The organism is Thiohalobacter sp., assembly GCF_027000115.1.
Classification (GTDB): domain Bacteria; phylum Pseudomonadota; class Gammaproteobacteria; order Thiohalobacterales; family Thiohalobacteraceae; genus JALTON01.
This window is the reverse complement of record NZ_JALTON010000037.1, coordinates 49,515-73,237: the sequence shown is the minus strand read 5'-3', so window position 1 is coordinate 73,237 and position 23,723 is coordinate 49,515. Positions and strand designations below refer to the sequence as shown.

Annotated in this window: 20 protein-coding genes, 1 tRNA gene and 1 riboswitch; of the genes, 3 read left to right on the top strand and 18 right to left on the bottom strand. The window is 66.7% G+C overall.

Annotated elements, in window-relative coordinates; translation table 11 throughout:
• Position 1 precedes the first annotated feature (1 nt).
• The 12 genes from MVF76_RS05810 to rlmE form a co-directional block, all read right to left on the bottom strand.
• The gene (locus MVF76_RS05810; RefSeq protein WP_297527852.1) at positions 2 to 502 is read right to left on the bottom strand and encodes an NADH-quinone oxidoreductase subunit NuoE family protein; all 501 of its coding nucleotides are present in this window, start codon (positions 500 to 502) and stop codon (positions 2 to 4) included.
• On the bottom strand, positions 499 to 1,752 hold the full coding sequence (locus tag MVF76_RS05805; protein WP_297527851.1) for an NADH-quinone oxidoreductase subunit D: 1,254 nt from the start codon (positions 1,750 to 1,752) through the stop codon (positions 499 to 501). Before MVF76_RS05805 ends, MVF76_RS05810 begins: the two co-directional genes overlap by 4 nt.
• A gap of 115 nt (positions 1,753 to 1,867) precedes the next feature.
• Positions 1,868 to 2,602 carry an NADH-quinone oxidoreductase subunit C gene (locus MVF76_RS05800; RefSeq protein WP_297527850.1) on the bottom strand — a complete coding sequence of 245 codons (735 nt, stop codon included), beginning with the start codon at positions 2,600 to 2,602 and terminating at the stop codon, positions 1,868 to 1,870.
• A 55-nt stretch (positions 2,603 to 2,657) separates the two neighbouring features.
• Positions 2,658 to 3,134, bottom strand: a complete 477-nt coding sequence (locus MVF76_RS05795; RefSeq protein WP_297527849.1) for a NuoB/complex I 20 kDa subunit family protein — start codon at positions 3,132 to 3,134, stop codon at positions 2,658 to 2,660.
• A gap of 33 nt (positions 3,135 to 3,167) precedes the next feature.
• Complete coding sequence (locus MVF76_RS05790) at positions 3,168 to 3,524, bottom strand: NADH-quinone oxidoreductase subunit A (protein ID WP_297527848.1); 357 nt, start codon at positions 3,522 to 3,524, stop codon at positions 3,168 to 3,170.
• Between the two features lie 313 nt (positions 3,525 to 3,837).
• Positions 3,838 to 3,922, bottom strand: a tRNA-Leu gene (locus MVF76_RS05785).
• An 18-nt stretch (positions 3,923 to 3,940) separates the two neighbouring features.
• Positions 3,941 to 4,300, bottom strand: a complete 360-nt coding sequence (secG, locus tag MVF76_RS05780) for a preprotein translocase subunit SecG (RefSeq protein ID WP_297527847.1) — start codon at positions 4,298 to 4,300, stop codon at positions 3,941 to 3,943.
• 22 nt (positions 4,301 to 4,322) lie between these two features.
• Complete coding sequence (gene tpiA / locus MVF76_RS05775; protein ID WP_297527846.1) at positions 4,323 to 5,081, bottom strand: triose-phosphate isomerase; 759 nt, start codon at positions 5,079 to 5,081, stop codon at positions 4,323 to 4,325.
• Positions 5,082 to 5,173: 92 nt separating this feature from the next.
• Positions 5,174 to 6,541 carry a phosphoglucosamine mutase gene (gene glmM / locus MVF76_RS05770; RefSeq protein WP_297527845.1) on the bottom strand — a complete coding sequence of 456 codons (1,368 nt, stop codon included), beginning with the start codon at positions 6,539 to 6,541 and terminating at the stop codon, positions 5,174 to 5,176.
• A gap of 19 nt (positions 6,542 to 6,560) precedes the next feature.
• Positions 6,561 to 7,397, bottom strand: coding sequence for a dihydropteroate synthase (folP, locus tag MVF76_RS05765; protein WP_297527844.1), 837 nt, complete (start codon positions 7,395 to 7,397; stop codon positions 6,561 to 6,563).
• A gap of 58 nt (positions 7,398 to 7,455) precedes the next feature.
• Positions 7,456 to 9,372, bottom strand: a complete 1,917-nt coding sequence (ftsH, locus tag MVF76_RS05760) for an ATP-dependent zinc metalloprotease FtsH (RefSeq protein WP_297527843.1) — start codon at positions 9,370 to 9,372, stop codon at positions 7,456 to 7,458.
• Positions 9,373 to 9,477: 105 nt separating this feature from the next.
• On the bottom strand, positions 9,478 to 10,098 hold the full coding sequence (gene rlmE, locus MVF76_RS05755; RefSeq protein ID WP_297527842.1) for a 23S rRNA (uridine(2552)-2'-O)-methyltransferase RlmE: 621 nt from the start codon (positions 10,096 to 10,098) through the stop codon (positions 9,478 to 9,480).
• 197 nt (positions 10,099 to 10,295) lie between these two features.
• Here rlmE and yhbY point away from each other — a divergent pair, with 197 nt between their 5' ends.
• The gene (gene yhbY / locus MVF76_RS05750) at positions 10,296 to 10,634 is read left to right on the top strand and encodes a ribosome assembly RNA-binding protein YhbY (protein ID WP_411293546.1); all 339 of its coding nucleotides are present in this window, start codon (positions 10,296 to 10,298) and stop codon (positions 10,632 to 10,634) included.
• 4 nt (positions 10,635 to 10,638) lie between these two features.
• Here yhbY and MVF76_RS05745 read toward each other — a convergent pair whose 3' ends face one another.
• From MVF76_RS05745 to metE, 6 genes are all read right to left on the bottom strand, one after another.
• A complete protein-coding gene (locus MVF76_RS05745; protein ID WP_297527841.1) occupies positions 10,639 to 11,079 on the bottom strand; it encodes a DUF4149 domain-containing protein in 441 nt (146 codons plus the stop codon).
• A 10-nt stretch (positions 11,080 to 11,089) separates the two neighbouring features.
• Positions 11,090 to 11,566, bottom strand: coding sequence for a transcription elongation factor GreA (greA, locus tag MVF76_RS05740; protein WP_297527840.1), 477 nt, complete (start codon positions 11,564 to 11,566; stop codon positions 11,090 to 11,092).
• Positions 11,563 to 14,784 carry a carbamoyl-phosphate synthase large subunit gene (carB, locus tag MVF76_RS05735; RefSeq protein WP_297527839.1) on the bottom strand — a complete coding sequence of 1,074 codons (3,222 nt, stop codon included), beginning with the start codon at positions 14,782 to 14,784 and terminating at the stop codon, positions 11,563 to 11,565. The genes greA and carB overlap by 4 nt, the downstream gene beginning before the upstream one ends.
• A 182-nt stretch (positions 14,785 to 14,966) precedes the next feature.
• Positions 14,967 to 16,115, bottom strand: a complete 1,149-nt coding sequence (carA, locus tag MVF76_RS05730; RefSeq protein WP_297527838.1) for a glutamine-hydrolyzing carbamoyl-phosphate synthase small subunit — start codon at positions 16,113 to 16,115, stop codon at positions 14,967 to 14,969.
• 145 nt (positions 16,116 to 16,260) lie between these two features.
• The gene (gene dapB, locus MVF76_RS05725) at positions 16,261 to 17,082 is read right to left on the bottom strand and encodes a 4-hydroxy-tetrahydrodipicolinate reductase (protein WP_297527837.1); all 822 of its coding nucleotides are present in this window, start codon (positions 17,080 to 17,082) and stop codon (positions 16,261 to 16,263) included.
• A gap of 68 nt (positions 17,083 to 17,150) precedes the next feature.
• Positions 17,151 to 19,445, bottom strand: coding sequence for a 5-methyltetrahydropteroyltriglutamate--homocysteine S-methyltransferase (metE, locus tag MVF76_RS05720; protein ID WP_297527836.1), 2,295 nt, complete (start codon positions 19,443 to 19,445; stop codon positions 17,151 to 17,153).
• Positions 19,446 to 19,544: 99 nt separating this feature from the next.
• Here metE and MVF76_RS05715 point away from each other — a divergent pair, with 99 nt between their 5' ends.
• Entirely contained in the window at positions 19,545 to 20,444 is a 900-nt protein-coding gene (locus MVF76_RS05715; protein WP_297527835.1) for a LysR family transcriptional regulator, read from the top strand.
• Positions 20,445 to 20,452: 8 nt separating this feature from the next.
• A riboswitch (cobalamin riboswitch) is annotated at positions 20,453 to 20,676 on the top strand.
• A 200-nt stretch (positions 20,677 to 20,876) separates the two neighbouring features.
• The gene (locus tag MVF76_RS05710) at positions 20,877 to 23,690 is read left to right on the top strand and encodes a ribonucleoside-diphosphate reductase subunit alpha (protein ID WP_297527921.1); all 2,814 of its coding nucleotides are present in this window, start codon (positions 20,877 to 20,879) and stop codon (positions 23,688 to 23,690) included.
• Positions 23,691 to 23,723 lie beyond the last annotated feature (33 nt).

Here is a 23,723-nt window from a genome sequence, read left to right as displayed (position 1 = left end):
TTCAAACCAGTTCATCCAGAATCCGGTCCACCTTCTCGATGGTCAGATTCTCGTGATAGTGACCGTTCACGGCCATCATGGGGCCACCGGCGCAGGCCGCAAGGCACTCCTCTTCCAGCTTGAGATAGATGCGACCGTCCGGCGTGCTCTCGCCCAGGCGAATGCCCAGTTTCTTCTCCACATGTTCGACGATGCGATCGGCACCGCACAACATGCAGGAAATGTTGGTGCAGATGGCGACCGTGTTGCGGCCCACCGGCCGGGTCTCGATCATCGAGTAGAAGGTCGCCACCTCGTAGACGGACACCGGCGGCATGTCCAGGTATTCGGCCACCGCGTCCATGTACTCGGTGGAGACATAGCCCTGCTCGTGCTGAACCGCATGCAACGCCGGCAACACGGCCGACTGCTTCTGGTCGGGCGGATACTTGCTCAGCCAGCGGTCGATCTCCCGGCGCACCGCCTCGCTCAGTTCCACGGTCTTTCTGGCCTCTGCCGTCATCTGTCAATCTCGCCAAACACGATGTCCTGGGTGCCGATCACGGCCACCACGTCCGCCAGCATGTGCCCGCGCACCATCTCGTCGAGCCCCTGCAGGTGGGCAAAGCCCGGCGCGCGCACCTTGACGCGGAAGGGCTTGTTGGCACCGTCCGACACCAGATAGACGCCAAATTCGCCCTTGGGATGCTCCACCGCGGCATAGGCCTCGCCCTCGGGCACGCAGAAACCCTCGGTGAACAGCTTGAAGTGGTGAATCAGCGCCTCCATTTCCGCCTTCATTTCCTCGCGCGGCGGTGGCGCGATCTTGTGATCGTCGATCATCACCGGGCCGGGATTGTGGCGCAGCCACTGGATGCACTGGCGGATGATGCGGTTGGACTGGCGCATCTCCTCCATGCGCACCAGATAGCGATCGTAGCAGTCGCCATTGGTGCCGACCGGAATGTCGAAATCCATCTGGTCGTAGACCTCGTAGGGCTGCATCTTGCGCAGGTCCCAGGCCACGCCGGATCCGCGCAGCATGGGACCGGTGAAACCCATCTGTTTTGCGCGCTCGGGCGACACCACGCCGATGCCGACCGTACGCTGCTTCCAGATGCGGTTGTCGGTGAGCAGGGTTTCGTACTCGTCGACACGGCCGGGGAAGCGCTCGGTGAAGGCCTCGATGAAATCGAGCATGCTGCCCTCGCGCGTCTCGTTCAGGCGACGCACGTCGGCCTCGTCATGCCACTTGGACGGCTGATAGCGCGGCATGGCATCGGGAAGGTCGCGATAGACCCCACCCGGGCGGTAATAGGTCGCATGCAGGCGGGCGCCCGACACCGCCTCGTAGCAGTCCATCAGGTCCTCGCGCTCGCGGAAGGCATAGAGGAACATGGTCATGGCGCCGACGTCGAGCGCATGGGCCCCGATCCACAGCAGATGATTGAGGATGCGGGTGATCTCGTCGAACATCACCCGGATGTACTGTGCACGCAGGGGCGGCTCGATGCCCAGCAGCTTCTCGATGGCCAGCACGTAGCCGTGCTCGTTGCACATCATCGAGACGTAGTCCAGCCGGTCCATGTAGCCGATGGACTGGTTGTAGGGCTTGCTCTCGGCCAGCTTCTCGGTGGCGCGGTGTAACAGGCCGATGTGCGGGTCGGCGCGCTGGATCACCTCGCCATCCATCTCCAGCACCAGGCGCAACACGCCATGCGCCGCCGGATGCTGCGGACCGAAGTTGAGGGTGAAGTTTCTGATCTCGGACATGGTTACCCGGCCCAGGCCAGAGGCAAGCCGCAAGATGCAGGATGCGAATGCGCAGTCACAGGTGATGCAATTCGCAACCTGCCTCTTGTCCCTTGTCTCTTGTATCTCTGCAATCTCATCCGGCCTCCTCGACATCACCCGGATCCGCCGCTTCCTTCCGCCGCCGCGCCTCCCTGCGAATCACCTTGGGCACCAGCACCCTCGGCTCGATGCTCACCGGTTCGTAGACCACGCGCTGGCGCTCGGGGTCGTAGCGCACTTCGACATTGCCGGACAGCGGGAAGTCCTTGCGGAAGGGATGACCGATGAAGCCATAGTCGGTGAGAATGCGCCGCAGGTCCGGGTGCCCCTCGAACACGATTCCGTACAGGTCGAAGGCCTCGCGCTCGTACCAGTTGGCACTGTTCCAGATACCGACCACGGAGGGAATCACCGGCAGTTCGTCGTCCATGGCATGGCAGCGGATACGCAGCCGCTGGTTGAGCTGCACGGATAACAGATGGTAGATGGCCGCAAAGCGGCGCGCCTCGACGCCGGTTTCCACCGACAGGTCGTCGCGCCGGGCACGCATGCGTCCGGCGGTCTTCGGATCGACACCACGACTGAAACCGTGCTGCGAGGCGCCGGTATCCCACTCGGCATCGCCATAGCCCCAGTAGTCCATGCCGCAGAGGTCGATCAGGGTATCGAAACGGAACGGCCGCTCGTCGCGCAGCGCGGTGCAGACCTCGAGCAGATGCTCGGGGTCCAGGATCAGGGTCAGCTCGCCGAGATCCAGCTTGGTCGACACCAGTTGGTCGGCGAAGCGTTCCTCGATCGCGGACTTCAGCTGTTCAACGCTCGTCGGCATGAGAAACCGATCCCCTCATGATCGCTGTTTCACACAGGCCTGCACCTGCATCCGTTCACCGCGCGATGGTATTGGTGCGGCGGATCTTGTTCTGGAGCTGGATAATTCCGTACAGCAGGGCCTCCGCCGTCGGCGGACAGCCGGGCACGTAGATGTCCACGGGCACGATGCGGTCGCAGCCGCGCACCACCGAATAGGAGTAATGGTAGTAACCACCCCCGTTGGCACAGGAGCCCATGGAAATCACCCAGCGTGGCTCGGCCATCTGGTCGTAGACCTTGCGCAGGGCCGGGGCCATCTTGTTGCACAGGGTACCGGCCACGATCATCACATCGGACTGGCGCGGACTGGGCCGGAACACCACGCCGAAGCGGTCGAGATCGTAGCGCGAGGCACCGGCCTGCATCATTTCCACCGCGCAGCAGGCCAGACCGAAGGTCATGGGCCACAGCGAACCGGTGCGCGCCCAGTTGATCAGCTTGTCGGCGGTGGTGGTGACGAAGCCTTCCTCGAGGATGCCTTCGATGCCCATGTCAGCACGCGCCTCCGACGGTCGATGCGGGGATCACTCCCACTCCAGCGCCCCCTTCTTCCATTCATAGATGAAGCCAATTACCAGAATGCCGAGGAACACCACCATGGCGAGAAAACCGAACATGCCGATTTCCTCTAGCACCACCGCCCATGGAAACAGGAAGGCAATCTCGAGATCGAAGATGATGAAGAGGATGGCCACCAGGTAGTAGCGGACATCGAACTTCATGCGGGAGTCTTCGAAGGCCTCGAAACCGCATTCATAGGGAGAGAGCTTTTCGGGGTCGGGCCGGTGGGGACCGATCAGGAAACCGGCGGCGATGGCCACCAGGCCGATCGCAGCGCCGATGACGATGAAGATGAGGATCGGCAGATAGTTTTCGAGCATGTAACCCGCTTCCGACACCGAGGACGGCGCGTTGCTTCGTCGACTCACACCTTAAATATAAAGCTGGCCGAACGCGCTCAGTTGATGCCGCAGTCTAGGCCAGTTCCGGAAAAGCTGTCAAGCCGGAAAAACGCCTGATTTGATTTTCAAAACAGGCGCTTATCACGCAAGATTCCATTTGTGGCGGCATAAGGAAAACCGGGGGAGAGAAGCGCGGCGAAAACGCCCGCACACGGCCCGTTTCCAGCCTGGCGCGGCGTGCATCGGGCACCCAATCACGAAAAAAGGGGCTGCTGATGCAGCCCCTTGCAGTTGGTGCCGAAGGCCGGACTCGAACCGGCACGGCTTTCGCCACTACCCCCTCAAGATAGCGTGTCTACCAATTCCACCACTTCGGCAAATGATTCGGGACCGGTTTACTGCGGAAGATCCGCCGGGGCCGCAGGCACGTCGGGCGCCGGCACATCGGGCAGGTCGGCGGGTGCCGTCTCTGCCGGCGCCGCCGGCGCCACCTGCTCGGCGATGCTGGCCGGCGCCTCGCGATCCCCCATCACCCAGCTACTGGACAACAACAGGCTGTTGACGAAAAACAGCGCCGCGAGCACGGCCGTGCTGCGACTGAGAAAGTTCGCCGAACCCTGGGCGCCGAACACGGTGGCCGAGGCCCCGGAACCGAAGGCCGCACCGGCGTCCGCGCCCTTGCCGTGCTGCAACAGCACCAGCACGATCAGCGCGATCGAGAGCAGAACCTGAACCACCAGCAGAGCAGTAAACATGCAACGAAACCTGTAGCGAAACTCAGACGGCGTCGGGCGCCCGGCAGATGGCCAGGAACTCGTCAGCCTGCAACGAAGCGCCGCCAATCAGACCACCGTCGATGTCGGGCATGCGGAACAGCTCCTCGGCGTTGGCCGCCTTGACGCTGCCGCCATAGAGGATGCGCACCTTCTCGGCCACGCCCGCGTCCAGCGCCGCCAGCTTCTGGCGGATGAAGGCGTGTACCTCCTGCGCCTGCTCGGGGCTGGCGGTCTTGCCGGTGCCGATGGCCCAGACCGGCTCGTAGGCGATCACGGCCTCGCCGATGGCGGCGACGCCTTCCAGATCGATGACGGCGTCGAGCTGACGCCCGACCACGGCCTCGGTGATGCCCTGCTCGCGCTCCTCCAGCAGCTCGCCGACGCACAGGATGGGCGTCAGGCCGAAGCGGCGGGCGGCGGCAAACTTGCGCGCGGTGAAGGCGTCGCTTTCGCCGTAGATGCTGCGCCGCTCGGAGTGGCCGACGATGGCATAGCTGGCGCCGACGTCGCGCAGCATCGCCCCGGAGACCTCGCCGGTATAGGCGCCGGACTCCTGGTCACTGACGTCCTGGCCACCGACCGCGACGTGGGTGCCGGCCAGCATGTCCACCACCATCGGGATGTACACATAGGGCGGACAGACCGCAATCTCCGCCTTGGCCACCTCGCCGAGGCCGGCCTTGATGCCGTCCACCAGCATCTGGATGGTCTCGCGCGTGCCGTTCATCTTCCAGTTGCCGGCCACCAGCGGCTGTCGCATGCCTTTCTCCCGGGAAATCTCAGTGAAAACGGGCCGCTAGCTTAGCGGCCCGGGGTGGAAAAATCAAACGGCGAAGGCCTTCCTCCCGGACCCTACCGGGCTTGTGCGCGGGCCTCCCCGTCCGCCCCGAACAGCTCGGCGACCACGGCCGCCAGTGTCTCGGCCTCGCGCCGCACCTCGGCCTCGTCCTCGCCCTCGACCATGACCCGGATCACGGGCTCGGTGCCCGAGGGCCGCAGCAGCACCCGGCCACGCTCGGCCAGCCGCGCCTCGCTGGCGGCCACCGCCTCGGCCAGCGGCTCGGAGCCCTCCAGGCTGGGTCGGCCGGAGACGGCAACGTTGATCATGTGCTGCGGGTACTTGCGCATGCCCGAGCGCAGCTCGGCCAAGCTGCGCCCGGACAGCACCATCTCGCACAGCACCTGCAGGGCGGAGACGATGCCGTCGCCGGTGGTGGTGCGGTCCAGGCAGATGATGTGCCCCGAGGATTCGCCGCCGATGACACAGCCCTCGGCCTGCAGCATTTCCATCACGTAGCGGTCGCCCACCCGGGCCCGGTGCAGGGGCACGTCCAGCGCGCGCAGCGCGTGTTCCAGCCCCAGGTTGCTCATCAGGGTGCCGACCACGCCCCCGCGCAGGTCGCCGCTCGCCAGCCGGCTGCGGGCGATGATGTAGAGCAGCTCGTCGCCGTCCACCACCGCGCCGGTGTGATCGACCATGATCACCCGGTCGCCGTCGCCATCGAAGGCAATGCCGACATCCGCACCCTGTGCGACCACGGCCTCGGCCAGCCCTGCCGGGCGGGTGGAGCCGCAATCCCGGTTGATGTTGAGGCCGTCCGGCGACACCCCCAGGGCGATCACCTCCGCGCCAAGCTCGTCGAACACCGCCGGGGCGACCTGGTAGGTGGCGCCGTTCGCACAGTCCACCACCAGCTTCAGGCCGCGCAGGCTGGTGCGCAGGGGCACGGTGGACTTGCAGAACTCGATGTAGCGGCCGCCGGCATCGACCACCCGTTCGGCCTTGCCGAGCCGCGCCGAGTCGACCGTTTCCATGGGCCGGTCCAGCTCGGCCTCGATGGCCAGCTCGATCTCGTCGGGCAGCTTGGTGCCTTCGGCGGAGAAGAACTTGACGCCGTTGTCATAGTAAGGGTTATGCGAGGCGCTGATGACGATGCCCGCGCAGCAGTGCAGGGTGCGGGTGAGATAGGCGATGGCCGGCGTGGGCATGGGCCCGAGCAGCCTGATCTCCATGCCGGCGGCGGACAGGCCGGCCTCCAGCGCGGACTCGAACATGTAGCCCGAGATGCGGGTGTCCTTGCCGATCACCACGCTGTCGCAACCGTCGTTGCCGAGCACGCGGCCGACCGCCCAGCCCAGCTTGAGCATGAATTCGGCGGTGATGGGCGGCTCGCCCACGCGCCCCCGGATGCCGTCGGTACCGAAATAGCGTCTTGCCATGATCCCCCCTGTGCGGCGCTCAGTCCGCTTCCATCATCGCCGCGACCAGCGCCAGCGCCGCCACCGTCTCCCCGACATCGTGCACCCGGATCACCCGGGCCCCGGCACGCGCCGCCAGTACCGCCGCCGCCAGACTCGGCGCCAGCCGCTGCTCGACCGGCAGCCCGGTCAACTGGCCGAGCATGGACTTGCGGGACAGCCCGACCAGGACCGGATACCCGGTCGCGATCAGTACATCCAGATGCCTGAGCAGGGAGAGATTATGCGCCAGCGCCTTGCCGAAGCCAAAACCGGGATCGAGCAGGATCCCTTCCCGCGGCATGCCCGCGGCCTCGCAGGCCGCGGCCCGCCCGAGCAGGAAATCGCGCACCTCGGCCACGACATCTTTATAGGCGGGCGCGGCCTGCATGGTCCGCGGCTCGCCCTGCATGTGCATGAGGCAGACCGGTACCCCCAGTTCGACCGCAGTCTCCACCGCGCCCGGCTCGCGCAGGGCACGCACGTCATTGATCAGTCCCGCGCCGGCCGCCACCGCGGCCCGCATCACCGCCGGCTTGCTGGTGTCTATGGATATGGGCACGGGGCAGTGCGGGCCCAGGGCCTCGATCACCGGCACCACGCGACCGATTTCGACCTCGGCCGACACCGGCTCGGCCCCGGGCCGGGTGGACTCGCCACCGATGTCGATGAAGTCGGCACCTGCCTCGACCATGGCCAGTGCATGCTCGAGCGCCGCCGTGGCGCCAATGAAGCGCCCCCCGTCGGAGAAGGAATCCGGGGTGACATTGAGTATCCCCATGACCCGGGGGCGGGACAGATCGACCGGCTTGCCGGCGCAGTCGAGCGCGCTGCTCATGGATCCGCGACCTCAGCCCGGAACGGCCGGCATGCAGGCCGCCCGCCGGGAAAGGGTGTCAGTGCTGGCCGGCCGGGCCGCCGATCGGACCCTCGGCAGGCTTGTCCTTGCCGCCACCGGCGTCACCGGTCGCCGCGGCCCCGCTGGACGGCGGCGCATTGTCGCTCCAGTCGCGCGGCGGACGCACCTCGCGCCGGGCCATCAGATCGTCGATCTGGTCGGCATCGATGGTTTCGTACTTCATCAGGGCATCGGCCATGGCGTGCAGGATGTCGATGTTCTCCCTGAGCAGCTTCTCGGCGCGACGATAGTTGCGGTCGATGATGTCGCGTACCGCCTCGTCGATGGCGTGCGCCGTCTCGTCGGAGATGTTCTTGTGCTGCGTCACCGAGTGTCCCAGGAACACCTCGCCCTCCTCCTCGCCATAGGCCAGCGGTCCGAGTTCCGACAGGCCCCAGCGCGTGACCATGTTGCGGGCCAGCTCGGTGGCGCGCTGGATGTCGTTGGAGGCACCCGTGGTGACGCGGTCCGCGCCGAAGATCAGCTCCTCGGCAATACGTCCTCCAAACAGGCTGGAGATCTGGCTTTCCAGCCGTCGCTTGGAATAGCTGTGACGATCCTCCTCGGGCAGGAACAGGGTCACACCCAGCGCACGACCGCGCGGGATGATCGACACCTTGTGCACCGGATCGTGCTCCGGCACCAGGCGGCCGACGATGGCATGACCCGCCTCGTGATAGGCGGTCAGGCGCTTCTCGTCCTCGCTCATCACCATGGACTTGCGCTCGGCGCCCATCATGATCTTGTCCTTGGCCTTCTCGAAGTCCTCCATGTCCACCACGCGCTTGTTGGCACGGGCGGCGAACAGGGCGGCCTCGTTCACCAGGTTGGCAAGATCGGCACCGGAAAATCCGGGCGTGGCGCGGGCCAGGATGGACGGATCGACGTCATTGCCCAGCGGCACCTTGCGCATGTGCACACGCAGGATCTGCTCGCGGCCGCGCACGTCCGGCAACGGCACCACCACCTGGCGGTCGAAACGCCCGGGCCGCAGCAGCGCCGGATCCAGCACGTCCGGCCGGTTGGTGGCGGCAATGACGATCACGCCCTCGTTGCCCTCGAAGCCGTCCATCTCCACCAGCAGCTGGTTCAGGGTCTGCTCGCGTTCGTCGTGACCGCCACCCAGACCGGCACCGCGATGGCGGCCGACGGCGTCGATCTCGTCGATGAAGATGATGCAGGGCGCATGCTTCTTGGCCTGCTCGAACATGTCGCGCACGCGCGAGGCGCCGACGCCGACGAACATCTCGACGAAGTCGGAACCGGAGATGGTGAAGAAGGGCACCTTGGCCTCGCCGGCAATGGCCTTGGCGAGCAGGGTCTTGCCGGTACCGGGCGGGCCCACCATCAGCACGCCGCGGGGTATCTTGCCGCCCAGCTTCTGGAACTTGCCGGGGTCGCGCAGAAACTCGACCAGCTCGGCGACCTCCTCCTTGGCCTCCTCGACGCCGGCAACATCGGCAAAGGTGACCTTGACCTGGTCCTCGCCCAGCATGCGGGCGCGGCTCTTGCCGAAGGACATGGCCCCGCGACCCCCCGCCCCGCCCTGCATCTGGCGCATGAAGAATATCCACACGCCGATCAGCAACAGCATCGGGAACCAGGAGATGAAGATCTGGGTGAGCAGACTCTGCTCGTCACGCGGCTTGGCGATGACCTTGACGTTATTGGCCAGCAGGTCGTCGATCAGGCGCGGATCGTCCGGGGCATAGGTCTGGAAACGCTCGCCACTGGTGAGCTGACCGCTGATGTGCCGCTCCTGGATCACCACCTGGGACACCTGGCCGGACTTCACCTGGGCGATGAAATCGGAGTACCCGATGGTATTGGCGCGCGGGGCCGGCGGGCCGAAGTTGTTGAAGACCGACATCAACACGATGGCGATCACGACCCACAGGATCAGATTCTTGGCCATGTCGTTCAAAACCGATACCTCTCGTCGACTGCGGTTGTTCCCGGCGCCTGTCAAATCCCTGCCCCGAAGGCAGGTCATGGGAAAAACGGGATGATTTTGACCTTACTATAGTTTCCGACCGGTCGCCAGCACATAGACCTCACGCGAACGGGACCGCGACGCGCCCGGCTTGCGCGCCACCACCCTCTCATACTGACCACGCAACGCCCGCATCAGTTCATCGAAACCCGCGCCCTGGAAGACCTTGGCGAGGAAGGTCCCGCCCTCCCTCAGCGTCTCGTTCGCGAAATCCGCCGCCAGCTCCACAAGATACATGGCACGGGGCTGATCGACCGCTTCCATGCCCGAGAGATTGGGCGCCATGTCGGACATCACCAGATCCACCGGCCGATCCCCGACCCGCACCCGGAAGGCCTCCAGCACCTCGTCCTCGCGGAAGTCGCCCTGGAGGAAATCCACCCCTTCGAGGGGATCCATGGGCAGGATATCCAGGGCGATGACCCGGCCCCGGCCACGCAGGGCTCGCGCCGCGTACTGCGACCAGCCGCCCGGCGCCGCGCCCAGGTCCACGACCGTCATGCCCGGACGGAACAGCCGGTACTTGCGGTCCAGCTCCTCCAGCTTGAACACCGCCCGCGAGCGCCAGCCCTCGCGCCGGGCCCGCTGCACATGGGGATCGTCGAAGTGCTCCTTCAGCCAGCGTCGGCTGCTCTTGCTGCGTTTCATGGGAAGGGCTGGGTGGAAGGTCGAATGATTCAAATAGGGGCGGAATCGCGGGACTTCAAGTATACCCGACAGCCGCATAAATCCGGGCCTGCTGTGTCGGGAAACGGCCCGGACAAAGAGCTGAAAGCGGTCTCGTAGCCCCCTGGACCCGACCGGAGGCAAGAGGCGGCAAGACCAGGAACCTGTAGGATGATGTGATGGTATACTCCCCGCCCTCGCCCACGGACACCACGGCCATGCAACTGACCGAGAAGCAGAAACGCCACCTGCGCACGCTGGGCCACCGGCTCCGGCCCGTGGTCCGCATCGGCGGCAAGGGACTGAGCGAAAACGTGCTGGAGGAAATCGCCGTCCAGCTCGACCATCACGAGCTGATCAAGATCAGCGTCAGCGTGGGCGACCGCGCGCTTCGCGATCGGCTGGTCGAACAGATCTGCAGCGATACCCGCGCCACCCTCATCCAGCGCATCGGCAACATGGCGCTGGTGTTCCGCCGCAACCCCCGCAAGCCGCGCATACCGCTCAAACTGAAATAGGAACTCAGGCCGGCGGACGCCGCACATCCACCGCCACCAGCGCCAGGCCGACCAGGCTGTTGACCAGATAGAGGAAGGCGGAAACGCCATGCAGGCGGGCGAAGCGGGCCGCGGCCGCGCTGCCCTCCGCCAGCCCCTGGGCGCGGAGATCAGCCATCATCGGCGACAGCCAGTACTGGTTGGCAAGGATCAGCACCAGCATCAGCACCAGGCCGAATGCGCGCCAGTCGATACCGGGGCGTGCGCGCAACCGGTTGAGCAGCAGCAGAACGATGCCGATAGCCAGGCCGATGTGGTTCATCCAGGTGAACAGGATGCCGGCCAGGGTACCCGCCAGCGCGCGATCGCCGAGGCTGGCGAACAGGACGGGAGCGACCAGGTAGCCGACCGCCCAGAGACCGCCGACCCAGAGCGCGAGCAGGATGCGTTCCAGCGCGTGCAGCATGCCGCCCGCGCTACTCGTAGCGGACCTCGACGATCTCGTAGCGCTTCTCGCCGCCCGGCGCCTGCACCACGGCGATGTCGCCTTCCTGCTTGCCGATCAGGGCTCGGGCGATGGGCGAGCTCACGGAAATCAGGCCCTGCTTGATGTCGGCCTCGTCCTCACCCACGATCCGGTAGGTGATCTCCTTGCCGGTCTCCTCGTCGGCGAGATCGACGGTGGCGCCGAAAATGACCTTGCCGGTGTTCTCCATCTGGGTGACGTCGATGATCTGGGCATGGCTGAGCTTACCCTCGATTTCCTTGATGCGCCCCTCGATGAAACTCTGCTGCTCCCGGGCGGCGTGGTACTCGGCGTTCTCCTTGAGATCGCCGTGCTCGCGCGCCTCGGCGATGGCCTGGATCACGCGCGGACGTTCCACGCTCTTGAGCCGCTGCAATTCCTCGCGCAGCTTCTCGGCACCCTGCTTGGTAAGAGGAACCTTGCTCATGCTGTCAGCTCCTTGTGCAGATCCTGCAGGCGAAACACCTCGTCCACGTCCAGGCTGTCCAGCGCCCGGCACACGGCCTCGCCATGGGAAACGGTGGTGCTCACATGCACCTTGTGCTGCAGGGCCGTGCGCCGGATGGTGTAGGAGTCGGCGATCGCCTGCTTGCCCTCGGTCGTATTCACAATATAGCGGATCTGGTCGTTCTTGATCATGTCCACGATGTGCGGCCGGCCCTCGATGACCTTGTTCACCACCTCGCAGGCGATGCCGGCCGCCTGGATGGCGCGCGCCGTACCGCGGGTGGCAACGATCTCGAAGCCGCGCTCGGCGAAGCGCCGCGCCAGCGCCACCGCCTTGGCCTTGTCGGCATCGCGCACGCTGATGAAGATCTTGCCGTTGCGCGGCAATTCGACGCCTGCCGCCTGCTGGGCCCGGGCAAAGGCCGCGCCGAAGGTGCGGCCCACGCCCATCACCTCGCCCGTGGACTTCATCTCGGGTCCTAGAATGGGATCGACACCCGGAAACTTGATGAAGGGGAACACCGCCTCCTTGACCGAGAAATAGCCCGGCACCCGTTCCTCCGTCGCGCCCTGCTCGGCCAGGCTGCGGCCCACCATGCAGCGCGCCGCGATCTTGGCCAGCGGCCGGCCGGTCGCCTTGGAGACGAAGGGCACCGTGCGCGAGGCACGCGGGTTCACCTCCAGTACGTAGATGTCGTCGCCCTTGATGGCGAACTGGGTGTTCATCAGCCCGACCACATTGAGCGCGCGCGCCATGGCCGCCACCTGCTCGCGCATGCGGTCCTGTACCCCTGCGCTCAGGGTGTAGGGCGGCAGCGAACAGGCCGAGTCGCCCGAATGCACGCCGGCTTCCTCGATGTGCTCCATGATGCCGCCGATGAGCACATCACGGCCGTCGCAGACCGCATCCACGTCCACTTCCACCGCATCGTCGAGGAAACGATCCAGCAGCACGGGCGAATCGTTCGACACCTGCACCGCCTCGCGCATGTAGCGTTCCAGATCGTCCTCGTTGTACACGATTTCCATGGCACGGCCGCCCAGCACGTAGGAGGGCCTGACCACCAGCGGATAACCGATCTCGGCTGCCAGCGCCAGTGCCTCGGCCGGCGTGCGCGCGGTACGGTTGGGCGGCTGGCGCAACTCCAGGTCATCGATGAGCTTCTGGAAACGCTCGCGATCCTCGGCCAGGTCGATGGAATCCGGGCTGGTGCCGATGATGGGCGCGCCGGCTGCCTCCAGGTCACGCGCCAGTTTCAGCGGCGTCTGGCCGCCGTACTGCACGATCACGCCCCGCGGTTTCTCGCGGTCGATGATCTCGAGCACATCCTCGAGCGTCAGCGGCTCGAAATACAGCCGGTCCGAGGTGTCATAGTCGGTGGAGACGGTCTCCGGATTGCAGTTGACCATGATGGTCTCGTAACCATCCTCGCGCATGGCCAGCGCCGCATGCACGCAGCAGTAGTCGAACTCGATGCCCTGGCCGATGCGGTTCGGCCCGCCGCCCAGCACCATGATCTTCTGGGCATCGCTCGGCTCGGCCTCGCATGCCTCCTCGTAGGTGGAATACATGTAGGCCGTGGAGGTCGCGAACTCGGCGGCACAGGTGTCCACGCGCTTGAACACAGGCCGCACACCCAGCACATGCCGCAGCTTGCGCAGGGCGCCCTCGCTGCTGCCGACCAGCTTCGCCAGCCGCCGGTCGGAGAAGCCCTTGCGCTTGAGCAGGCGCATGAAATCCTCGTCCAGGGCGTCGATCCCCTGCTCGCGCACCGTCGCCTCGAGACGCACGATCTCCTCGATCTGCACCAGGAACCAGGGATCGATGCGCGTGAACTCCTGCACTTCCTCCAGACTCATGCCATAGCGGAAGGCATCGGCGACGTACAGTGCCCGCTCCGGACCCGGCGTGCGCAGCTCGCGACGCAGACGCTCCTTGGTGTCCTCGGCGCTCATGTCCAGGCGCTCGTCGAAGCCGTCGACGCCCGTCTCCAGGCCGCGCAGGGCCTTCTGCATGGACTCCTGGAAGGTGCGGCCGATGGCCATCACCTCGCCCACCGACTTCATCTGGGTGGTCAGCACCGGCTCGGCCTGCGGAAACTTCTCGAAGGTGAAGCGCGGGATCTTGGTGACCACGTAGTCGATGGCCGGCTCGAAGGAGGCCGGCGTGGCCCCGCCGGTGATCTCGTTCTGCAGCTCGTCCAGGGTGTAGCCGACGGCCAGCTTGGCCGCGACCTTGGCAATCGGGAAGCCGGTGGCCTTGGAGGCCAGCGCCGAGGAGCGGGACACGCGCGGATTCATCTCGATGATGATCATGCGCCCGTTCTCGGGATTGATCGCGAACTGCACGTTGGAGCCGCCGGTATCCACGCCGATCTCGCGCAGCACCGCCAGCGAGGCATCGCGCATGATCTGGTATTCCTTGTCGGTCAGCGTCTGCGCCGGCGCGACGGTGATGGAATCCCCGGTGTGCACGCCCATGGGATCGAAGTTCTCGATGGAGCAGATGATGATGCAGTTGTCCTTGCGGTCGCGCACCACCTCCATCTCGTATTCCTTCCAGCCCAGCGCCGATTCCTCGATCAGCAGCTCGTTGGTGGGCGAAAGGTCGAGGCCGCGCTCGCAGATTTCGACGAATTCTTCCTTGTTGTAGGCAATGCCGCCGCCGGAACCGCCGAGAGTGAAGGAAGGACGGATGATGGTCGGGAAGCCGATCGAGGCCTGTACCTGTAACGCCTCTTCCATGCTGTGGGCCACCGCCGAGCGCGGCATGTCGAGGCCGATCTTCTGCATGGCCTGACGGAAGCGGTCGCGATCCTCGGCCTTGTCGATGGCGTCGCGGCTGGCGCCGATCATCTCCACGCCGAATCGCTCCAGCACGCCCTCGCGGGCCAGATCCAGCGCGCAGTTGAGCGCCGTCTGGCCACCCATGGTCGGCAGCAGGGCGTCCGGCCGCTCGCGCTCGATGATGCGCGCCACCGTCTGCCAGTCCACCGGCTCGATATAGGTCGCATCCGCCATGTCCGGGTCGGTCATGATGGTGGCCGGGTTGGAATTCACCAGGATGACGCGGTAACCCTCCTCGCGCAGCGCCTTGCAGGCCTGGGCACCGGAATAGTCGAACTCGCAGGCCTGGCCGATGATGATCGGCCCCGCGCCGAGGATGAGGATGCTCTCTATGTCAGTCCGTTTGGGCATGGGTTTGTCTTAGAAAATCCAACGCAAAGGCGCAAAGAACGCAGAGGAAAATTCTGTAAACCGGTTTCATGATGACTTTGCGTCTTTGCGTTAGTCTTTTTCCATCAATTCGATGAACCGGTCGAACAGCGCCGCTGAATCGTGATGGGCACGTCGCTGCGCTCCCTTGCCCATCCTGCGCCTCACGCCTCGCGCCTCACTCGCATGAGGTCGATGAAGCGATCGAACAGCGGTGCCACGTCGTGCGGGCCGGGGCTGGCTTCCGGGTGCCCCTGGAAACCGAAGGCCGGGATGTCGGTGCGTTCCACGCCCTGCAGCGAGCCGTCGAACAGGGAACGATGGGTGGCGCGCAGCTTGTCGGGCAGGCTGCCCTCGTCCACCGCGAAACCGTGGTTCTGGCTGGTGATCATCACCGCGCCGCTGTCGAGATCCTGTACCGGATGGTTGGCGCCATGGTGACCGAATTTCATCTTCAGGGTGCGCGCGCCGCTGGCCAGCGACAGCAGCTGGTGACCGAGACAGATGCCGAACAGGGGCACGCGCCGGTCGGCCAGCTCGCGGATGGCGGCAATGGCATAGTCGCAGGGCTCGGGATCGCCGGGGCCGTTGGACAGGAACACCCCATCCGGCTTCAGCTCCATGGCCACGCTGGCCGGCGTCTGCGCCGGGACCACGGTGACATGGCAGCCCCGGTCGACCAGCATGCGCAGGATGTTGCGCTTGACCCCGAAGTCATAGGCCACCACATGCAGCGGCAACTTCTCGTCGATGGGATGCGGCGCCTCGGGCAGACCGCCCTCCAGCGTCCAGGTGCCCTGGGCCCACTCATAGGGCTGATGGGTGGTGACTTCCTTCGCCAGGTCCATGCCCTTGAGGCCGGGGAAGGCCCGGGCGGCTGCCAGTGCCGCCGGCTCGTCCACGCCCTCGCCGGCAACGATGCAGCCGTTCTGGGCGCCCTTCTCGCGCAGGATGCGGGTCAGGCGTCGGGTGTCGATGCCGGCAATGGCCACCACCCGGTTGCGGACCAGATAGTCCTCCAGCGAACACTCTGCGCGCCAGTTGCTGTGGATCAACGGCAGGTCGCGGATCACCAGCCCGGCGGCATGGACGTGCGAGGACTCCTCGTCGATCTCGTTGCAGCCAACGTTGCCGATATGGGGACAGGTCAGGGTGACGATCTGGCGCGCATAGGAGGGATCGGTGAGGATTTCCTGATAGCCGGTCATGGCGGTGTTGAACACCACCTCGCCGACCGTCTCTCCCTCCATGCCGATCGACTCGCCACGAAAGACGCTGCCATCGGCAAGGACCAGCAGGGCAGGTTTCCTCAACGGGACCTCCAGCTCGCATACAGAAAGCGGGAGGACCCCGCTTCAGGCCATCCCGCTGTTTCCAAAAGCCATTTTCCGAGGGTGTCGCCCAGAACGGACGACCACGCGCTGAGGCGGTATTGTACGCCAAGCCCGCCGCGGGTGTCTACGGCGCCGGGAGTTCCTTCAGGCCCAGCACGTCCTGCATGTCGTACAAGCCTGCCGGGCGACCGGCCAGCCACAGCGCCGCGCGCACCGCGCCGGTGGCGAAGGTCATGCGGCTGGAGGCCCTGTGGGTGATCTCCACCCGCTCGCCGATGCCGGCGAACATGACCGTGTGCTCGCCGACGATGTCGCCGGCTCGGATGGTCTCGAAGCCGATGGTCCTGCGGTCGCGTTCGCCGGTGTGGCCCTGGCGGCCATAGACGGCGCAGCTTTCGAGGTCCCGGCCCAGGGCCTCGGCCACCACCTCGCCCATGCGCAGGGCGGTGCCGGAGGGCGCATCGACCTTGTGCCGGTGGTGGGCCTCGATGATCTCGATGTCCACCTCGTCGCCCAGTACCCGGGCGGCCATGTCCAGCAGCTTCAGGCACAGGTTGACGCCGACGCTCATGTTGGGCGCGAACACGATCGGCACCCGCTGCGCTGCCTCGGCAATGGCCGTCTTGCCGGCCTCGTCGAGACCGGTGGTGCCGATGACCAGCGCCTTGCCTCGCTCGGCGCACACGGCAACGTGGTGCAGCGTCGGCCCGGGGCGGGTGAAGTCGATGAGCACGTCGAAGGCATCCGCCGCCGCCGCGACATCGGCGGACAGCGGCACGCCCAGCGCGGGCTGACCGGCGAGCACCCCGGCATCGGTGCCCAGCAGCTCGTGACCCGGGGCCTCGAAGGCCGCCGTCACCTCGGCGTCCCCGCTCTGGCCCACGGCCTCGATCAGGGCCCGGCCCATGCGCCCGGCGGCGCCGGCAATGGCTATGCGTGTCGTCATCGGTGGCAGTTCCCGCAGTCGAAATCAGGCAGGCGGGAAGCCTAACCGAATTCCCGCGAGGGTGCGACTCAGGCCCTGTTCCGGGCCGCGATGGCTGTCCGCATGCGCCGGGCCGCCGCCACCATGTTGCGCAGTGCCGGCTCGACCTCGGCCCAGCCGCGGGTCTTGAGGCCGCAGTCGGGATTCACCCACAGCTGCTCCGCCGGAATACGCTCCGCCGCCCGCTGCAGCAGCGCCACCATCGATTCCACGGTCGGCACATTCGGCGAGTGGATGTCGTAGACGCCGGGGCCGATGTCGTTCGGGTACTCGAAGTCGACGAAGGCATCCAGCAGCTCCATCTGCGAACGCGAGGTTTCGATAGTGATGACATCGGCATCCATGCCGGCGATGGCCGCAAGGATGTCGTTGAACTCCGAGTAGCACATGTGGGTATGGATCTGGGTCTCGTCGCGGACCCCCGAGGCGGTCAGACGGAAGGCGGCCACCGCCCAGTCCAGATAGGCGGCCTGTTCCGCGCGACGCAGCGGCAGACCCTCGCGCAAGGCCGCTTCGTCGATCTGGATGATGCGGATGCCGGCCGCCTCCAGATCGCAGACCTCGTCGCGCAGGGCCAGCGCGATCTGTCGGCAGGTGTCGGCACGCGGCCGGTCGTCGCGGACGAAGGACCAGTTGAGAAGGGTCACCGGGCCGGTGAGCATGCCCTTCACCGGCCGCTCGGTCAGCGACTGGGCGAAGCGCGCCCACTCGACCGTGATCGGCCCCGGGCGCCGGACGTCGCCATAGAGGATCGGCGGCTTCACGCAGCGCGACCCGTAGGACTGTACCCAGCCGAAGCGGGTGATGGCGAAGCCGGCCAGGCGCTCGCCGAAGTACTCGACCATGTCGGTGCGTTCGGGCTCGCCGTGGACCAGCACGTCCAGACCCAGCGCCTCCTGGCGACGAATGATCTCGGCGATCTCATCCCGCAGCAGGCCCTCGTAGGCCGCCGTGTCCAGCCGCCCCTGGCGATGGTCGCGCCGCCACTGGCGGATCTCGGCCGTCTGCGGAAAGGAACCGATGGTCGTGGTCGGAAACGGCGGCAGCCGCAGCCGGGCCTGTTGCAGGGGACGCCGCACGTGGAATGGCGCGTGGCGAGACAGGTCCTCCGCGCCAATGCCCGCCAGCCGCCTGGCCACGGCCTCGCTGTGCAGACGCGGATCGGCCCGGCGTGCCGCGATCGCCGCACGGGCAGCTTCCAGCGCCGGCAAGGCGTCGACATCGCCAGCCAGCACCCGCCGCAACAGGGACAACTCGTCGAGCTTCTGCACGGCGAAGGCGAGCCAGCCGCGCAGGCCCGGATCCAGACTGTCCTCCAGTTCCAGATCCACTGGCACGTGCAGCAGGGAGCAGGAAGGCGCAACCCAGAGCCGTTCGTCGCCGATGCGCTCGCGCGCCTGCGTCAAGGGTTGCAATGCGGCATCCGGGTCGGTCCGCCACACGTTGCGGCCGTCGATCACGCCCAGCGACAGCACCTTGTAGGGCGGCAGCCGGTCGAGCACGGCATCGAGCTGGTCGGCACCGCGCACCAGGTCGACATGCAGCCCGGCCACCGGCAGTCGCGCGGCGAGTCCGAGATTGTCGCCCAGCGCCCCGAAGTAGGTGGTCAACAGCAACCGCGCGCGGCAGGACTGCAACGCATGGTAGGCCCGCTCACAGCCCTGCTGCCAGGCTGGCGGCAGATCCAGCACCAGCGCCGGCTCGTCCACCTGCACCCAGTCGGCCCCCTCGTCGGCCAGCCGCTCCAGCACCTCGCCATAGGCCTCGACCAGCGGTTCGAACAGGTCCAGGCGGTCGAATCCGGCGACCCGCGACTTGGCCAGCCACAACCAGGTGACCGGACCTATGAGCACCGGCTTGAAGGGCAACCCCTGGGCGCGCGCCTCGCGCACTTCCTCGAACAGGCGTTCGCTCGAAATCCGGAACCGCTGCCCCGGCGCCAGCTCCGGCACCAGATAATGGTAGTTGGTATCGAACCACTTGGTCATTTCGCAGGCAGCCAGCGGCGCACCGTCGATGGTCGTGCCGCGGGCCATGGCGAACTGCAGGTCCAGGTCGACTGTGCCTCCCTGCCAGCCGAAGCGGGGCGGCACCACGCCCAGCAGGGCGGCATGATCGAGCATGCTGTCGTAGAAGCTGAAGTCACCGACCGGAATCAGGTCCAGACCGGCCGCGCGCTGCAACGCCCAGTGGCGGGTCCGCAGCTCACGCCCCGTGGCCTCCAGTTGCGCGCGGTCGATGTCCCCGCGCCAGTAGGCTTCCAGGGCCGTCTTCAGCTCCCTGCGCGCGCCGATGCGCGGGAATCCCAGATTGTGTATACGCATGTTGCCGCTCCCTGTTGTATCGGCTGACGGCGGCGAGTATGGTGAGCCGAGGACACTGAATCAAACTCAAATTTTTCACTGCGTCACTGAATTTCATTCATGTTCCTGGAGCTCCGCCATCTGCGCACGCTGCAGGCGCTGGCCGAGACCGGCAGCCTGGCCGGCGCCGCCCGCCGTCTGCACCTCACCCAGTCGGCCCTTTCGCATCAGCTGCGCGCGCTGGAAACCCATTTCGACACCCCGCTGCTGCGCCGCGGCACCCGGCCATTGCGGCTCACCGCCGCGGGCGAACGCCTGCTGGCGCTGGCGCGCCAGGTGCTGCCGGCCGTGGCCGATACGGAGCGGTTTCTCAAGTCCGATGAAGCTGCCGCCGCAGGCCGCCTGCACCTCACCATCGAGTGCCACGCCTGCTACGACTGGTTGCTGCCGCTGCTGGAGGACTTTCGCGACCGCTGGCCGGAAGTGGACATCGACATCCACGCCAGCGCCTTCGACGCCCTGCCCGCACTGCTCGCGGGCGAGGTGGACCTGGTCATCACCTCGGACCGCAGCCGCCACCGCTCGCTGCACTTCGAACCCCTGTTCGACTACGAGGCCCTGCTGGCGCTCGCACCCGATCACCCCCTCACCCGGCTCAAGCGCATCCAGCCCCGGCACCTCGCCGACCAGACCCTCATCACCTACCCGGTGCCACGCTCACGGCTGGACCTGTTCGGCCGCTTTCTCGATCCCGCGGGCGTGGAACCGGCCGCCGTTCGGCCCTGCGAACTGACCGCCGTGATCCTGCAGCTGGTGGCCAGCCGGCGCGGGGTCGCCGCCCTGCCCGACTGGGTGCTTCGGGACGCGCTCGAACGGGAACGGCTGGCCGCACGGCCACTGGGGCGCCATGGCCTGCGCGGACGGATGCTGGCGGCCATCCGCGCCGCCGACGCAGATCTGCCCTGGCTGCGGGACTTCCTCGACCTGGCACGGAAAATGGGGGCTTGCAAGGCACCCTGAACCCCACTATCTTGTGGTTCGTCTCCGGTGCCACCCCAATCCCTTGGGGTGGCTGCAAGAGGGAACCCGGTGCGAATCCGGGACTGACGCGCAGCGGTGAGGGGGAACGAAGGCCGCGCGGCACCGCACCCCGCGGTGCCAGGCACTGTCCGCAGAGGATGGGAAGCCGCGGCCCCAGGCCACATCTGTTCTGCCCCCGAGTCCGAAGACCTGCCGGAGACGACGGCGTCCGCCCGGTCGGCGGCCCGTCCGTAACCCTCGCCTTCGCGTAACAGGCGTCGGGGATGGCGACCCCTTGCGGTTCGCCGGCCGGCCACAAGCCGGCAGACCCAGGTCTTCCCCCACCGTTGACGCGCAGGCGCCCGACCCCAAACCGACGGAGGAGGAAGCGCCATGCCACGACAAGCCCCGACCCCGGGCAGCAACGATCCGATGCCCGGCGTCCCGTTCGCCGGGTCCGCCACAATCCCGCCGACCCTCGACGAGGCGGCCGCGCGCTCGCCGGCAACCACCAGCCACGCGGTGATCCGCCGCAACGGTGCCCGCACCCCCTTCGACCCCACCAAGATCGCCGTGGCCCTGACCAAGGCCTTCCTGGCCGTGGAAGGCGGCCAGGGCGCGGCCTCGCGGCGCATCCACGACACGGTGGCGGCACTGACCGAGGACGTGGTGGCCGCCCTGCTCCGGCGCCAGCCCCAGGGCGGTGCCGTGCACATCGAGGACATCCAGGACCAGGTCGAGCTGGCGCTGATGCGCGGCGGGCATCACAAGGTAGCCCGCGCCTATGTGCTGTACCGCGAACAGCGCGCCCGCGAACGGGCCGCGAGCGCACCCGCCGCCGAGTCCGGGAACGAAGCGCCGCGTCTGAACCTGCGCCGTGCCGACGGCAGCCTGGCCACGCTGGATCCCGCCCTGCTGCGCACCCGTATCGAGCGTGCCTGCGCCGGCCTGGCCGGCGCCGACGCCGGTGCCATCCTGCGGGAGACGGAACGCAACCTGTACGACGGCATGCCCGAGCAGGATGTCGGCCAGGCGCTGATCCTCGCCGCCCGCGGCCTGATCGAGCAGGACCCCGATCACGGGCGCGCGGCGGCACGGCTGCTGCTCGATCGCCTGATCGACGAGGCCCATGCCTTCGTGCTCGATACCCGGCCCGATCTGGACCGGCTGCCGCCGGAGGACCCCTACGCCGACTACTTCGAGCGCTACGTCCGCAAGGCCATCGACACCGAACACCTGGACCCCGAACTCGGCCGCTTTGACCTGGCCCGGCTCGCCGCGGCACTGAAACCGGAACGCGACCGGCAGTTCGGCTACCTCGGCCTGCAGACGCTCTATGACCGCTACTTCCTGCACCACGAGGGCGTGCGCTTCGAACTGCCCCAGGCCTTCTTCATGCGCGTGGCCATGGGCCTGGCCATCCGCGAAATCGACCGCGAGGCACGCGCCATCGAGTTCTACGAACTGCTGTCATCGTTCGATTTCATGAGTTCCACGCCCACCCTGTTCAACGCCGGCACCCTGCGCCCGCAGCTCTCGAGCTGCTACCTGACCACCGTGCCCGACGATCTGGATGGCATCTACAGCGCCATCCGCGACAACGCCCTGCTGTCCAAGTTCGCCGGCGGCCTGGGCAACGACTGGAGCCGGGTGCGCGGTCTGGGCGCCCACATCAAGGGCACCAACGGCACCAGCCAGGGCGTGGTGCCCTTTCTCAAGGTCGCCAATGACACCGCCGTCGCGGTCAACCAGGGCGGCAAGCGCAAGGGGGCCGTCTGTGCCTACCTGGAGACCTGGCACATCGACATCGAGGAATTCCTGGAGCTGCGCAAGAACACGGGCGACGAACGCCGCCGCACCCATGACATGAACACCGCCAACTGGGTACCGGACCTGTTCATGAAGCGGGTGGCGGAGGACGGCGACTGGACCCTGTTCTCGCCCGACGAGGTGCCGGACCTGCACGATCTCACCGGCGCCGCCTTCGAGGCCCGCTATGCCGAGTACGAGGCCATGGCCGAGCGTGGCGAGCTGCGCGTGCACAAGAAGCTCCGCGCCCAGGATCTCTGGCGGCGTATGCTGGGCATGCTGTTCGAGACGGGGCATCCCTGGATCACCTTCAAGGACCCCTGCAACCTGCGCTCGCCGCAACAGCACGCGGGCGTGGTGCATTCGTCCAACCTCTGTACCGAGATCACCCTCAACACCTCCGACGACGAGATCGCGGTGTGCAACCTGGGCTCGGTCAACCTGGCCGCCCACGTCGACGACGAGGGGCTGGACACGGAGAAACTGGCGCGCACCGTGGGCATCGCCCTGCGCATGCTCGACAATGTCATCGACATCAACTACTACAGCGTGCCCCAGGCCCGCCGCGCCAACCTGCGCCACCGGCCGGTCGGACTGGGGCTCATGGGTTTCCAGGATGCGCTGCATCGCCTGCGCATCCCTTACGCCAGCGAGGCCGCGGTCGAGTTCGCCGACCGCAGCATGGAGGCCCTGTCCTACTTCGCCATCCAGGCCTCGACCGAGCTGGCCGAGGAGCGGGGCCGCTATCCCAGCTTCGACGGCTCGCTGTGGAGCCGCGGCATTCTGCCCATCGACTCGCTCGATCTGCTGGCCGAGGTCCGCGGCCCGCTGCTGGAGGTCGACCGCGGCAGCACCCTGGACTGGGAGGCACTGCGCGAGCGCGTGCGCACCGTCGGCATGCGCAACTCCAACTGCCTGGCCATCGCGCCCACGGCCACCATCTCCAACATCTGCGGCGTATCCCAGTCCATCGAACCCACCTACCAGAACCTGTTCGTGAAATCGAACCTGTCGGGCGAGTTCACGGTGGTCAACGAGGCCCTGGTGCGCGACCTCAAGGCGCGCGGACTGTGGGACGCGGTGATGATCAACGACCTCAAGTACTACGACGGCTCGCTGGCCGCCATCGACCGCATTCCCGAGGATCTCAAGGCCCTTTATGCCACCGCCTTCGAGATCGATCCCCGCTGGCTGGTAGAGGCGGCGGCCCGGCGTCAGAAATGGATCGACCAGGCACAGTCGCTGAACCTCTACCTCGCCGAACCCTCGGGCAAGAAGCTGGACGCACTGTACAAGCTGGCCTGGCTGCGTGGCCTCAAGACCACCTATTACCTGCGTACCCTCGGCGCCACGCACATGGAAAAGACCGACGAAGGCGAGCGCGACGCGCCCAAGGCCTGCGCCATAGACGACCCCGAATGCGAAGCCTGCCAGTAACGCGCCAGCCCACGGAATTCAGGAGACGACCGA

Coding starts and splice junctions, on each gene's coding strand:
- MVF76_RS05745 (WP_297527841.1), bottom strand. CDS start 11,079: ATGCTGCACGCGCTGGAACGCATCCTGCTCGCGCTCTGGGTCGGCGGT.
- MVF76_RS05805 (WP_297527851.1), bottom strand. CDS start 1,752: ATGTCCGAGATCAGAAACTTCACCCTCAACTTCGGTCCGCAGCATCCG.
- MVF76_RS05810 (WP_297527852.1), bottom strand. CDS start 502: ATGACGGCAGAGGCCAGAAAGACCGTGGAACTGAGCGAGGCGGTGCGC.
- carB (WP_297527839.1), bottom strand. CDS start 14,784: ATGCCCAAACGGACTGACATAGAGAGCATCCTCATCCTCGGCGCGGGG.
- tpiA (WP_297527846.1), bottom strand. CDS start 5,081: ATGCGACAGCCGCTGGTGGCCGGCAACTGGAAGATGAACGGCACGCGC.
- ftsH (WP_297527843.1), bottom strand. CDS start 9,372: ATGGCCAAGAATCTGATCCTGTGGGTCGTGATCGCCATCGTGTTGATG.
- MVF76_RS05715 (WP_297527835.1), top strand. CDS start 19,545: ATGTTCCTGGAGCTCCGCCATCTGCGCACGCTGCAGGCGCTGGCCGAG.
- MVF76_RS05790 (WP_297527848.1), bottom strand. CDS start 3,524: ATGCTCGAAAACTATCTGCCGATCCTCATCTTCATCGTCATCGGCGCT.
- MVF76_RS05795 (WP_297527849.1), bottom strand. CDS start 3,134: ATGGGCATCGAAGGCATCCTCGAGGAAGGCTTCGTCACCACCACCGCC.
- yhbY (WP_411293546.1), top strand. CDS start 10,296: ATGGTATACTCCCCGCCCTCGCCCACGGACACCACGGCCATGCAACTG.
- folP (WP_297527844.1), bottom strand. CDS start 7,397: ATGAGCAGCGCGCTCGACTGCGCCGGCAAGCCGGTCGATCTGTCCCGC.
- rlmE (WP_297527842.1), bottom strand. CDS start 10,098: ATGAAACGCAGCAAGAGCAGCCGACGCTGGCTGAAGGAGCACTTCGAC.
- secG (WP_297527847.1), bottom strand. CDS start 4,300: ATGTTTACTGCTCTGCTGGTGGTTCAGGTTCTGCTCTCGATCGCGCTG.
- dapB (WP_297527837.1), bottom strand. CDS start 17,082: ATGACGACACGCATAGCCATTGCCGGCGCCGCCGGGCGCATGGGCCGG.
- MVF76_RS05710 (WP_297527921.1), top strand. CDS start 20,877: ATGCCCGGCGTCCCGTTCGCCGGGTCCGCCACAATCCCGCCGACCCTC.
- metE (WP_297527836.1), bottom strand. CDS start 19,445: ATGCGTATACACAATCTGGGATTCCCGCGCATCGGCGCGCGCAGGGAG.
- MVF76_RS05800 (WP_297527850.1), bottom strand. CDS start 2,602: ATGCCGACGAGCGTTGAACAGCTGAAGTCCGCGATCGAGGAACGCTTC.
- glmM (WP_297527845.1), bottom strand. CDS start 6,541: ATGGCAAGACGCTATTTCGGTACCGACGGCATCCGGGGGCGCGTGGGC.
- greA (WP_297527840.1), bottom strand. CDS start 11,566: ATGAGCAAGGTTCCTCTTACCAAGCAGGGTGCCGAGAAGCTGCGCGAG.